We start from the raw sequence: 13,081 nt of genomic DNA, 5'->3' as shown, positions 1-13,081 counted from the left end.
AATCAGGCCGATCAAGACCGGCCTGAGAACCACATTATTTTGTGCTGAATACCCTAAATAATTCGAGTGGCAGGAAAGCAGGTATATCAATGCTTAAACATCACATGACGAATAGCAGTATAATCCTCCAGCCCGTACATCGACATATCTTTGCCATAGCCAGACAGCTTCTGCCCGCCGTGCGGCATTTCACTGATCAGCATAAAATGCGTATTCACCCAGGTGCAACCATACTGCAAGCGGGCGCTCAGGCGATGGGCGCGGCCAACGTCACGCGTCCACAGCGAGGAAGCCAGGCCGTAATGGGACTGGTTAGCCCAGGCCAGAACCTGTGCTTCATCGTCAAACGGTGTCACCGTTACCACGGGCCCGAAAACTTCACGCTGAACAATTTCATCTTCCTGCCGCACATCGGCCAGCAACGTCGGCTGGAAATAGAAGCCAGGGCCCTTCACCTTCTCACCGCCGGTTACCACCTGCACATGCGGCAACGCTTTGGCTCGTTCAACAAAACCACTCACCCGCTCCAGATGCTGTGAGGTAATCAACGGCCCCAGCTCAGTGCTGCTGTCTTCTGGTGGCCCAATCTTCAAGCTGGCAACCGCCTCACCCAGCGCTTGCACCAACTGGGGATAAATACCCCGTTGCGCATAGATACGGCAAGCTGCGGTGCAATCCTGCCCGGCGTTGTAAAAACCAAAGGTGCGAATACCCGCTACCACCTGATCCAGATCGGCATCATCAAACACCAGTACCGGGGCTTTGCCACCCAGTTCCATATGCGTGCGCTTAATGCTTGCCGCTGTATGGGCAATGATATGTTCCCCGGTAGCAATAGAGCCGGTGAGCGACACCATGCGCACTTTATCATGGCCCGTCAGAATATCGCCCACGCTGGCTCCGCGGCCAAACAGCACATTCAGCACGCCCGGCGGAAAAATGCCTGCGGCCAACTCCGCCAGTTTGAACGTAGTGAGTGGTGTCTGTTCGGAAGGTTTAAGTACCACACAGTTCCCTGCCGCCAGCGCCGGTGCCAGCTTCCATGCCGCCATCATCAATGGATAATTCCAAGGGGCGATTGAGGCAACAACGCCCAACGGATCGCGGCGAATCATTGAGGTATGTCCAGCCAGATATTCACCCGCCGCCAGGCCGCCCAAACAACGGCTGGCACCGGCAAAGAAACGGAAAACATCGGCAACCGCAGGCAATTCATCATTCAGTACACAGTGATAAGGTTTACCGCAGTTGAGAGACTCTAACTTGGCGAAGGTTTCCGCATGTTGGTCAATGACATCGGCCAATTTCAGCAAATGCTCGGCACGTTCTTTCGGCGTAGTTTGCCCCCATTCAACAAACGCAGCATCTGCCGCCACTACGGCCTGTTCAACTTGTTGTTCGCTGGCCTCGGCCACCTGCACAATGATCTCTCCCGTTGCCGGGTTCACTACCGGCAGCTTTTCACCTTGGCCCGCAACCAGTTGGCCATTAATCAGCAGTTGGCTTTGCATAGGATTTTCCTTTATCAATGTTTACCTAATTCAGCAACAAGGGGTTAAGCTATTTGCCGCTACCCGCGACGCTTTCCCCACCTTTAGTCAGATAATAAGCCCCCAGTATCGGGATCATGGTCAGCACCATCACCGACAGCGCCACCACATTGGTGATCGGTACGTCACGCGGTCGGCCAAGCTGATTCAGCAGCCACAGCGGTAGCGTGCGTTCATGCCCAGCGGTAAAGGTAGTAACGATGATTTCGTCGAACGACAGCGCAAACGCCAACATGCCCCCGGCCAGCAACGCCGAACCCAGGTTAGGCAAAATGACATAGCGGAAGGTCTGCCAGCCGTCGGCCCCCAGATCCATCGAAGCTTCGATCAAGCTGTATGAAGTGCGGCGGAAACGGGCGATCACGTTGTTGAACACGATCACCACGCAGAAGGTGGCGTGGCCGATGACGATGGTCATGATCCCCGGTTCAATATTCAGCGCCTTGAAAGCCGCCAGCAAGGCGATACCGGTGACAATTCCCGGCAACGCAATCGGCAACAGCAGTAACAGCGAAATGCTTTGTTTACCGAAGAAATCACGGCGGTACAGCGCCGCAGCCGCCAAAGTGCCCAGCACCAGCGCAATGGCTGTCGCCAGGCCGGCGACCTGCGCCGAAAGCAATACCGCATCAATAATATCCTGCCGCCCGGCGGCCACGCTGAACCAGCGCAGCGTCAGGCCCTGCGGCGGGAAGCTGAATGCCGCCTCCTCGGTGTTGAAAGCGTAGATGGCGATAATCGCCAGCGGGAAATGCAGAAAGATCAGGCCACCCCAGGCGGCCAACTTTAGCCCTAACGGCGCGCGTTCAGAGTGCATCGAAGGCCCCCAAGCGTTTAACAATGGCAAGATAAATCGCAATCAGTACGATCGGCACCAGGGTAAAGGCCGCCGCCATCGGCATATTGCCGATCGCCCCTTGCTGGGCATACACCATGCTGCCGATGAAATAACCCGGTGGCCCCACCAGTTGCGGCACGATAAAATCCCCCAGCGTCAGTGAAAAGGTGAAAATCGAACCAGCGGCAATCCCCGGCACTGCCAACGGCAGAATCACATAGCGAAACGTCTGCGCCGGGCGGGCGCCCAGATCGGCAGAAGCATGTAGCAGCGAAGGTGGCAGGCGTTCCAAAGCGGCCTGGATCGGCAGGATCATGAATGGCAACCAGATATAAACAAACACCAGGAACCGCCCCAGACCAGAGGTGGAAAGCGTGTTGCCACCCACGCCGGGGATACTCAAAATCCCCGCCAGCAACGGCTCCAACCCCATATGTTGCAGGAACCACTGCGCCACGCCGTCTTTGGCCAACAGCAGCGTCCAGGCATAGGCTTTGACGATATAGCTGGCCCACATCGGCATCATCACCGCGATATAAAAAAACGCCTTCACTTTACCGCTGGTGTAACGCGCCATGTAATAAGCAATCGGGAATGCCAGTACTGCGCTGGCCAACGAAACCAGCACCGCCATGGTCAACGTGCGCACGATGATGTCGTAGTTAGCCGGGTTAAACAGCGCACGCAGGTTGGCGAAGGTCAGATCCGGCGTCACCGTCATGGTGAAATCATCGAAGGTGTAGAATCCTTGCCACAGCAGGGCCAACAGTGAACCCAGATACACAACGCCAAACCACAGTAACGGCGGCATCAGCAGCAGCAACAGATACAGCGTCGGCTTGCGGTACAGATAGGTGGAAAGCGTGCGGATTTTACTGCTTGGTGCAGCCGGATTTTCCATGCTCATCTCCATCTCACCTCTCCTCCAGCAGCGGCACCATGGCCTCACGCGCCCAGCAGGCGGTAACCGGCTGGCCGATCAGGCGCTGCTGTTCGGCGGCTTGCCACTGTGGATTAGCCTGGCTGACCAGCAACTTTTCACCGCTATTCAGGGCAATTTCATAACGCGTAGCCGCGCCCTGATAATGGATCTCCTGCAAAGTACCCTGCACCTGAATCTCACCCTGCGTGGCACCACCTTGGTCCAACAGGCGGATATGCTCTGGGCGAATAGAGAAGGTTGCATTTTGCCCCAGCAACCGCTGCGCCAGATCGCTACGCAACACGTTGGAGGTGCCGACAAACTCGGCAACAAACGGCGTTCTTGGCCGCGTATACAACTCACGTGGCGTATCCACCTGCTCAATACGGCCATTATTGAACACGGCAACGCGATCCGACATCGACAGCGCTTCGCTCTGATCGTGAGTAACAAAGATAAAAGTGATCCCCAGTTGGCGTTGCAGCTTTTTCAGTTCTCCCTGCATCTGTTCGCGCAGCTTCAGATCCAACGCTCCTAAAGGTTCATCCAACAGCAGCACCCGTGGGCGGTTGACCAATGCACGCGCCAGTGCCACACGTTGGCGTTGACCACCGGAAAGATGTGCTGGCTTGCGTTCGGCCACAAATCCCAGTGCCACGCTTTCCAGCGCCTGCTGCGCCCGCGCCAATCGCTCACGTTTAGGCACACCTTTCACCATCAGCCCATAGGCCACATTCTCCAACACTGACATATGCGGGAACAGCGCATAATCCTGAAACACGGTATTCACATCACGCTGGTACGGCGGCAGGTTGGCAGCCTCCTGCCCATGAATGCGGATTGAGCCGGAACTCAGTTGCTCAAAACCCGCGATCAGACGCAGGCAGGTGGTTTTGCCCGAGCCGGAAGGCCCGAGCATGGAGAAAAATTCGCCATCCTGAATGTCAACAGAAACCCGGTCAACGGCACGAACATCGCCAAAAATGCGCGAAACGTCGATAAACTGTACGGCAATGCTCATGATGTACGCTCCACGTTGATACTCTTAACTCAGTAAAGTTGGTCGCGAGCGCAGGCAGGTGGGTATGGGCAGCACACAAGCCTCGAGCGTACAAGGGTACGTGAGGAGGCCGAGCACTGCCCAATCCCAAGATGCCAAGCGCGGTAGCCCAACGGATTCACTTTTATCTGCCGCCCATAATGGCGATATAATCCTGCGTCCAACGGCTGTATGGCACAAACTTGCCACCTTCAGCCTGCGGGGTTTTCCAAAAAGCAATCTTGTCGAACTGGTTAAACCCGTTGGTTTCACACCCTTTATCGCCGAGCAGCGTACTGGCTTTGCAGCCTGCTGGCACCGCTGGCAGCGAACCGAACCAGGCAGCCACATCCCCTTGAACTTTCGGTTCCAGTGACCAGTTCATCCACTGATAGGCACAGCTTGGATGCCTGGCCTCTGCGTGCAGCATGGTGGTATCTGCCCAGCCGGTGACGCCTTCTTTCGGGAATACGGTAGCAATCGGCTGGCCTTCACCTTTAAGGGCGTTGGCCTGATACGGCCAGGCCCCCGAAGCCACCACGCCCTCATTTTTGAAATCGCTCATCTGTACCGAGGTGTCATGCCAATAACGGTGGATCAGCGCATGCTGGCTGCGCAGCAACGTGAGCACCGCTTGATATTGTTCTTCATTCAGTTGGTACGGATCGGTGATACCCAACTGTGGCTGGGTTGCTTTCAGGAACAGCGCGGCATCAGCGATATAAATCGGGCCATCGTAAGCCTGCACCCGGCCTTGGTTGGTTTTGCCATCCGGCAGGTTTTGTTGCTGGAAGACGACGGCCCAACTGTCTGGCGGCGTCGGGAAGGTTTTACTGTTATACATCAGCAAATTCGGCCCCCACTGATAAGGGGTGCCATAAGTTTTGCCCGCCACGGTATACCAAGGCCCGTTCAGCAGACGCGGGTCGATGTTTTTCCAGTTGGGGATCAAGGCAGGATCGATCGGTTGCACGCGCTTGCCGAAGATCAAACGCAGTGATGCATCACCCGATGCGGTCACCAGATCGTAACCGCCTTTCGCCATCAGGCTGACCATTTCATCGGAAGTAGCGGCTGTTTTCACGTTCACCGCACAACCGGTTTGTTTCTCGAACTGAGTAACCCAATCGTAATTTTTGTCCGACTGGCCGCGTTCGATATAACCGGGCCAGGCAATGATATCCAACTGCCCTTCGCCTTTGCCAAGCGGCTGCGACACCTCAGCGGCCTGCGCCAGACCGCAAAGAACCGTGATACAGAGCGCGGAAACTGTGGTGACTGCGGTTGCTTTTCTCATCGTCATTACCCCCTGAGTTGCGTATCTGGATATAACTGATTTTTCATGATATTCATGGCTAGAAGGCCGATTTAAACTTCGCCATCACATGCCTGACAACGCTGTAATCCTGTAATGAGTCACTGGAGAGATCCTTACCGTAGCCGGAGCGTTTCAGGCCGCCGTGCGGCATTTCGCTTGCCAGGGTAAAGTGGGTATTGATCCAGGTACTGCCGTACTGCAAATGCGCGGCGATATGCAGCGCGCGATCGATATTCTGCGTCCAGACCGAAGAAGCCAGACCATATTCAGAATCATTAGCCCAGTTCACCGCCTGCTCCAACTGCTCGAAGCGCGTTACGCTGACCACCGGGCCGAACACTTCACGCTGCACGATTTCATCCGTTTGCAGGCAGCCCGCCAGTAAAGTGGGTTGGTAGTAGAAACCGGGGCCAGAATGTGCTGCCGCACCGGTGATCAATTCGATATGTGGCTGGCTGAGGGCGCGTTCGACAAAACTGGCTACGCGATCGCGCTGGCGGCTGCTGATCAACGGGCCAATCTCATTGTCTTCATCCCGTTTGCGGGCAAAACGCAGGCTGGCAACCGCTTCGCCCAACGCTTCCACCAGTTGCGGATAAATACCTGCCTGCGCATAGATCCGGCAGGCGGCGGTACAATCCTGCCCGGCGTTGTAATAACCGAAGGTGCGGATGCTGCTGACCACTTCTGCCAGATCGGCATCATCACAGACTATCACCGGCGCTTTACCGCCTAACTCCAGATGAGTGCGTTTTACGCTTTTCACCGCCGCCTGTAGGATTTTCTGCCCGGTAACAATATCGCCGGTCACGGAAACCAACCGCACCTGCGGATGGCTCACCAGATGGCTACCCACCCCTTCACCGCCGCCATAAACGATATTCAGCACGCCCGGCGGCAAGATTTCCTGTAAAGCAGGCACCAACGCCAGAATGGTCAATGGCGTATGTTCAGAAGGTTTAAATACCACGGTATTACCCGCCGCCAAGGCAGGCGCAATTTTCCAGGCTGCCATCATCAACGGATAATTCCACGGTGCAATGGAGGCCACTACGCCGACCGGGTCGCGGCGAATCATGGAGGTATGGCCTTCGATATATTCACCAGCTAATTGCCCTTGCTGGGTCCGCACCGCTCCCGCAAAAAAACGAAAGACATCGACAGCCGCAGGCAAGTCATCGTTCAGTGCCTGGTGGAAAGGCTTGCCACAATTGAGCGCTTCAAGCCGCGCCAGGCGTTCAGCCTGTTGTTCAATGGCATCTGCGATACGCAGCAGAATGCCTGCGCGAAAAGCGGGCGTGGTACGTGACCAGTGGAAGAAAGCCTGTTGCGCAGCGAAGACGGCGCTACCAACCTGCGCAGCAGAAGCCTCGGCAAGGGTAACCAGTGTTTCGCCGGTGGCGGGGTTCACAATGTTTTCATCATGCCCTTCACCTGCAACCCACTGGCCATTAATGAATTGCTGACAAGACAAGCCTGAAACAGAATCTACATCTGCCATTACGCATCGCCCATGTGATGGAAACGTTAATTAAATGTAATTAATTAGTTTTTATCAGACTAAGCGAGCCTACAGCGGACAACAAATTCTAAATACTGAAGGCAGCCTTCGATTAAATCGAATGCCTTAGACCAGCCGCGTTTATCTTGCTGTTCTCACGCGCAATAGTGAGGAATGGCGCCACTAATTCTGGCCGAGCACTGCCACGCCGCCACGCTAACCCAATATCCAGCGGCTCCAATAAATCCACCAGCTTACGCGCTTCGATCATATTGCCCTCCAACGACCAGGCGCGGTAAACCATATCCGGCAGAATGGCAATGCCCATCCCGGTTGCCACCAGGCTGCGTACTGCTTCGGTGGACGCAGTCTTCATTGAAATCTCCGGTTTGAGGCCAGCACGCCCCCAGATCCGCTGAGCATGCACATCCATTTCATCCACGTTAAGCTGAATTAAGGGCTGTTTTGCCACATCGGCTAAACCGATGCTTTCGTACTCCAATAAAGCATGCAGCGGCGGCAACCACAGGCGATAAGGTGAATGCATCAACACTTCGGTTTGCAATGCATCGCGATCTTCAATGTTTGACAGAATCAGCACCCCGATGTCTATCTCACCGCTCACCAGCAAGTGTTCGATATATGGCCGCTCATCTTCGATCACCTGTAACGTAACGTTGGGATAAACCGCTCTGAAACGCTTGAGCAATTCCACCAGAAAATAACCGGCCACCAGGCTGGTAACGCCGAGGGTCAGCGTACCGTTCAGGCTTTCTGTGCCCAGTTGCAGGCTGCGCTTGGCATTATCGACCGTGGCAAGAATCAGATAGGACTGGCGCAGAAACTGGTGCCCTTGGTGAGTGAGATCCATCCCCTTAGCATGACGTTCGAACAACCTGACACCAATGTCAGTTTCCAACTGCTGGATCGCCAACGTTAACGAAGACTGTGAGACAAACACCGCCTGCGCGGCAGCAGAAATTGAACCCGTTTCAGCCACCGCGATGAAGTGGCGGATTTGGCGTAACGTCATCATGGCTATCGCCTCAGTCAAAAAAGGGGTGTTTTGAGTGTAGGTGTTTACCTGCAAGCTATCGAAGAAAGTGTACAAAATGCGATAGCGTTCGCTTTTTTAGAATGGAAATAATGAAGAACTATTCAAGCCAGACATTATTTTCTGAAGTTCAGGGCGTAGCGAGCGCATTCAGATTGAATACGGCCAGCGCGCAGTGCCCCGGAGTGTACACGCAGTACACGAGGAGGCCGAGCACTGCCCAAGTTCAAGCTGGAAATGCCCGGTAGCCAGACATTGTTCTCTGAAGTTTGGGGCGTAGCGAGCGCATTCAGATTGAATGCGGCCAGCGCGCAGTGCCCCGGAGTGTACACGCAGTACACGAGGAGGCCGAGCACTGCCCAAGTTCAAACTGGAAATGCCCGGTAGCCAGACATCGTTCTCTGAGGTTCGGGGCGTAGCGAGCGCATTCAGATTGAATGCGGCCAGCGCGCAGTGCCCCGGAGTGTACACGCAGTACACGAGGAGGCCGAGCACTGCCCAAGTTCAAGCTGGAAGTGCTCGGTAGCCAGACATCTCAAATCGCTTCTTCGTCTTGCTCGCCGGTCCTGATACGCACCACTCGCGCCACGTCGAAAACAAAAATTTTACCATCACCGATTTTGCCCGTTTGTGCGGTTTGCATAATGGTTTCCACACAGGTATCAACGATATCGTCAGCCACCACGATCTCGATTTTTACCTTCGGCAGAAAGTCGACCATATATTCCGCGCCACGATACAGTTCAGTGTGGCCTTTCTGGCGACCAAAACCTTTCACTTCGGTTACGGTCATCCCGGTGATACCCACCTCAGCCAGCGCTTCACGCACATCATCCAGTTTGAATGGCTTGATAATAGCGTCGATTTTTTTCATTTTTATTCCTTAATTACCAATTTTTACGGCCAAAACCGGATGTAATCGGATAGCGGCGATCTTTACCAAAGTTACGGGCAGTAATGCGCGGCCCAACGGCTGCCTGACGGCGCTTGTATTCGTTGATATCCACCAGGCGAATCACCTTGCGCACGATAGCCTCTTCGAAGCCCTCGGCAACCAGATCGCTGACCGATTTATCCCGCTCAACATAACCTTCCAGAATCGCATCCAAAATATCGTAAGGTGGCAGGCTGTCCTGATCGAGCTGATCCGGTGCCAGTTCAGCCGATGGCGGGCGATCGATCACCCGCTGCGGGATGACATACGAGACGGTATTACGGTATTCAGACAGTTTAAAGACCAGCGTCTTCGGCACATCTTTCAATACGTCAAATCCCCCCGCCATATCACCATACAGCGTGGCATAGCCTACCGCCATCTCACTCTTGTTCCCGGTGGTCAACACGATACTGTTGCGTTTGTTAGACAGCGCCATCAGCACCACACCACGGCAGCGCGCCTGGAGGTTTTCTTCGGTGGTATCCCGTGCTGTGCCAACAAACATCGGGGACAGTTGGCTCATAAAAGCATCGAACATGGGCTCAATTGAGACAATATCAAACTCAACGCCGAGGATTTCAGCTTCTTCTTTAGCATCAGCAATACTGATATCCGCCGTGTAGCGGAACGGCATCATCAATGCCTGCACCTTGTCTTTACCCAACGCATCAACGGCAATCGCCAACGTCAGCGCCGAATCAATCCCCCCAGACAGGCCCAGCACCGCGCCTTTGAAACCGTTCTTGGTCACATAGTCACGCACCGCCAGCACCAGCGCTTCGTACACCTGTGCCAATGGCGGCAGATCCGCCGCCGGAGCGGTCATCGGCACCACCTCCAGCCCGTTGAATACCAACTGCGTAACCTGCTCGGCAAACGCCGCCAGGCGATGCGTCATATTGCCTGCGGCATCAAACACTTTTGAACAACCGTCGAAAATCAGCTCATCCTGCCCGCCGATCTGGTTGAGATACACCAATGGCAGGCCAGTGCGCTGACAGTGGCTCGCCATCAGGGTTTTACGGATATAAGGTTTTTCACGGTTATACGGCGAGGCATTGATCGACAGCAGAATTTCGGCCCCTGCCGCCTTTGCGGCATCCACAGGTTCCGGGAACCACAGATCTTCACAAATCAGCAGCCCAAGACGATAACCCTTTAGTTCAACCACGCAGCTTGCATTCCCAGCCTGGAAGTAGCGTTTCTCGTCAAACACGCCGTAATTCGGCAACTGTTGCTTGAAATAACGCGCCAACAGTTGCCCGTCTGCAAACAGCGACAGTGCGTTATACAGCTTGCCGTCTTCACGCCACGGGTGCCCTACCAAAATCGCCACATCGGCCGATGCCTGTTGCAGGCGCTTGAGTTGCGTATCGCAACGCAGATAGAAATCATCACGATACAGCAAGTCTTCCGGTGGATACCCCGACAGCGCCAGTTCGGTGAACATCACCAGGTCGGCTCCCGCCTTCTGTTGCTCTTGCACAGTTTGCAACATGCGTTCCGTGTTGCCTTCAATATCGCCCACCAGCAGATTCAGTTGGGCCAACGCAATGGAAAGTGCTCTGTTCATATCTCTATGGTCTGCCATGCCACAACAAAGAAACCGGAGTTTATACCCTTATTACATGAAGTTGCAGAGGGTTGGGTAGCTACTCTTCCGGTTCATTTGTTGAGAACCCGCACTATGCAGGTTCAGGAAAGAAAACGTCATTCTTTGAAATCGTTGGCGTCCAATTCATGGCGCGACAGCAATTTGTAGAACTCAGTACGATTACGGCCCGCCATACGTGCAGCCTGGGTGACATTCCCTTTGGTGATCTGCAACAGCTTACGTAAATAGTGTAATTCAAACTGGTTGCGAGCTTCGACAAAGGTCGGTAATGCGGTGTTTTCCCCTTCCAAAGCCTGTTCCACCAGGGCTTCACTAATCACCGGAGCCGTAGTCAATGCCACACATTGTTCGATGACGTTCACCAATTGGCGCACGTTGCCCGGCCAACTAGCAGTCATCAGGCGTTTCATCGCATCAGAGGAGAAACTGCGCACAAAGGGTTTATGGCGCAAAGCCGATTCACGCAGCAGGTGATTGGCCAGCAACGGAATATCCTCTGCCCGCTCATTCAGCGCCGGAATCTTTAGGTTAACCACGTTCAGGCGGTAATAGAGGTCTTCGCGGAACTCATTTTTCGCCATCGCCTTGGGTAAGTCACGGTGGGTAGCGGAAATGATACGCACGTCAATGTCTAAATCACGGTTACTCCCTAACGGACGCACCTTGCGCTCCTGCAAGACTCGCAACAATTTCACTTGCAGTGAAAGTGGCATGTCGCCGATCTCGTCCAGAAACAATGTCCCTCCGGCGGCAGCCTGGAATAACCCTTCACGGCTGCTCACTGCGCCGGTGAATGCCCCTTTGGCATGCCCAAACAACTCTGATTCCAGCAATTGTTCCGGCAACGCGCCGCAGTTGATAGCAATAAACGCCTTTTTCGCCCTGGGGCTGGCGCCATGAATAGCCTGTGCCAACACTTCTTTACCGGTGCCGCTTTGCCCGTTAATCAACACACTGACATCCGACTGTGCCACCATTTTGGCCTGTTCCAACAGGCGTAACATCATCGGGCTACGGGTGACAAAGTCCTCACGCCAACTGTCATCGCCCGCAGGCACCGACAGCGAAAGTGCATCATCAATGGCTTTATACAACGCATCCCGGTCTACCGGTTTGGTCAGGAAGCTGAACACCCCCTGCTGAGTCGCGGCAACTGCATCTGGAATCGAACCGTGAGCAGTGAGAATAATCACGGGCATACCCGGCTGATATTTCTGGATTTCAGCAAACAGTGCCATGCCGTCCATTTCATCCATTCGCAAGTCGCTGATCACCAAATCAACTTTTTCACGTGCCAGTAAACGTAAAGCCTCCTGACCACTTGCGGCGGTAATGACGTGAAAACCTTCGCTGGTCAGGCGCATACCCAACAACTTGAGCAAGCTGGGATCGTCGTCAACCAACAAAAGATTGGCCGGTTTGCGAGCTGTCATTGCGCTTGAGGCTCCTTATGAACAGGGGGTGGTGCATCGCTATCTTCCGGCTCCACCGGCAATGCCGTTCCCTTTTCTTCGATAGGAGCATCCGGTTCAGCCTCTTTGGCTGGTGTTGCAGGCTTGCCGGTAGCGTCCGGTTTTGACTGTGCAGCGTTGTTCTCGGGGATTTCCCCCTGCATCTGCTTGCGTGAAGAGAGTTGGCGTTCAATATCCGTCAGGTTTTCCAATTTGCGCGACATCTCCTGCAATTGATGCTGCAAATGGCTCTGGCTCTGGCGCAATATATCTATCTGGCTGTCTGAACTTTCCTGTAAATGCTGGTAGCGAGCTCGTTCATCAACCAGTGAGGTTAGCAAGGTTTGTTGCTGACGCCACAGTTGTAACAATGGGCGCAGTGAATTGGGGTATTCGAGGCGATAGCTATTCAAGCGCTCAAGCATCTGACGGCGTTCAGATGGGCTAAGTGTGGCGCTCCCCAGCAAAATACTTTGCTTGAAAATGCTCTGCCAGCCATCGCCGGGCAAAGTCTTCGCCAAGGCGCGAGCCTGAGTAGAACCGATCCGTTCGGCGCAATCCATCGCCCGCAACCAATAAAGAGGATTTTCCAATGCCTCTTTTTCATCGAGTTGCCACAAGTTATCACAGGGCGCAATGCGGTAATCCACAACTTTAGTATCTGGGATCGCTGCCATTTGCTGTTGAGCCAGATCGCTGCTGACAGCACGATCAATACAGCCAGCCAGCAGAAACGGCGCTAAGAGGATCGGCCCCAGGAAAGAAAGCGGGCGCTTGCCGAGTGGTGCACCTTGAAAGACACGTGGTGAACCTTCAGTCTGTTGTAAACGAGCGCGTTTAGACCATGTGTACATTA

The 13,081-nt window shown here is 54.4% G+C and carries 11 protein-coding genes; all 11 read right to left on the bottom strand.

The genetic code is table 11. The annotated features are described in order from the left end of the window. Positions 1-86 precede the first annotated feature (86 nt). The 11 genes from patD to qseG all read right to left on the bottom strand — a co-directional run bounded on the left by patD (position 87) and on the right by qseG (position 13,079). Positions 87-1,511 carry an aminobutyraldehyde dehydrogenase gene (patD, locus tag Z042_RS10695; protein WP_024913165.1) on the bottom strand — a complete coding sequence of 475 codons (1,425 nt, stop codon included), beginning with the start codon at positions 1,509-1,511 and terminating at the stop codon, positions 87-89. A 49-nt stretch (positions 1,512-1,560) separates the two neighbouring features. Beyond that, positions 1,561-2,367 carry an ABC transporter permease gene (locus Z042_RS10690; protein ID WP_024913166.1) on the bottom strand — a complete coding sequence of 269 codons (807 nt, stop codon included), beginning with the start codon at positions 2,365-2,367 and terminating at the stop codon, positions 1,561-1,563. Further along, on the bottom strand, positions 2,357-3,289 hold the full coding sequence (locus Z042_RS10685) for an ABC transporter permease (RefSeq protein WP_417903526.1): 933 nt from the start codon (positions 3,287-3,289) through the stop codon (positions 2,357-2,359). Before Z042_RS10685 ends, Z042_RS10690 begins: the two co-directional genes overlap by 11 nt. A gap of 13 nt (positions 3,290-3,302) precedes the next feature. After that, the gene (locus tag Z042_RS10680) at positions 3,303-4,331 is read right to left on the bottom strand and encodes an ABC transporter ATP-binding protein (RefSeq protein WP_024913168.1); all 1,029 of its coding nucleotides are present in this window, start codon (positions 4,329-4,331) and stop codon (positions 3,303-3,305) included. A gap of 163 nt (positions 4,332-4,494) precedes the next feature. Then, positions 4,495-5,646 carry a putative ABC transporter substrate-binding protein YdcS gene (gene ydcS, locus Z042_RS10675; RefSeq protein ID WP_024913169.1) on the bottom strand — a complete coding sequence of 384 codons (1,152 nt, stop codon included), beginning with the start codon at positions 5,644-5,646 and terminating at the stop codon, positions 4,495-4,497. A gap of 58 nt (positions 5,647-5,704) precedes the next feature. Continuing rightward, positions 5,705-7,168 carry a gamma-aminobutyraldehyde dehydrogenase gene (locus tag Z042_RS10670; RefSeq protein ID WP_024913170.1) on the bottom strand — a complete coding sequence of 488 codons (1,464 nt, stop codon included), beginning with the start codon at positions 7,166-7,168 and terminating at the stop codon, positions 5,705-5,707. Positions 7,169-7,280: 112 nt separating this feature from the next. Then, a complete protein-coding gene (locus tag Z042_RS10665; RefSeq protein ID WP_024913171.1) occupies positions 7,281-8,204 on the bottom strand; it encodes a LysR family transcriptional regulator in 924 nt (307 codons plus the stop codon). 553 nt (positions 8,205-8,757) lie between these two features. Further along, the gene (gene glnB / locus Z042_RS10660; protein WP_004847623.1) at positions 8,758-9,096 is read right to left on the bottom strand and encodes a nitrogen regulatory protein P-II; all 339 of its coding nucleotides are present in this window, start codon (positions 9,094-9,096) and stop codon (positions 8,758-8,760) included. 13 nt (positions 9,097-9,109) lie between these two features. Continuing rightward, positions 9,110-10,732: an NAD+ synthase gene (locus Z042_RS10655; RefSeq protein WP_024913172.1), complete on the bottom strand. Its 1,623-nt coding sequence runs from the start codon at positions 10,730-10,732 to the stop codon at positions 9,110-9,112. A gap of 137 nt (positions 10,733-10,869) precedes the next feature. Next, the gene (gene glrR / locus Z042_RS10650) at positions 10,870-12,207 is read right to left on the bottom strand and encodes a two-component system response regulator GlrR (protein WP_024913173.1); all 1,338 of its coding nucleotides are present in this window, start codon (positions 12,205-12,207) and stop codon (positions 10,870-10,872) included. Next, positions 12,204-13,079 (bottom strand): two-component system QseEF-associated lipoprotein QseG, encoded by an 876-nt coding sequence (qseG, locus tag Z042_RS10645; RefSeq protein ID WP_024913174.1) that lies wholly within the window; start codon positions 13,077-13,079, stop codon positions 12,204-12,206. Before qseG ends, glrR begins: the two co-directional genes overlap by 4 nt. Between the last annotated feature and the right edge of the window lie 2 nt (positions 13,080-13,081).

Source organism: Chania multitudinisentens RB-25 (assembly GCF_000520015.2).
In the GTDB taxonomy this organism is placed as follows: domain Bacteria; phylum Pseudomonadota; class Gammaproteobacteria; order Enterobacterales; family Enterobacteriaceae; genus Chania; species Chania multitudinisentens.
This window is presented reverse-complemented; position numbering and strand designations above follow the sequence as displayed.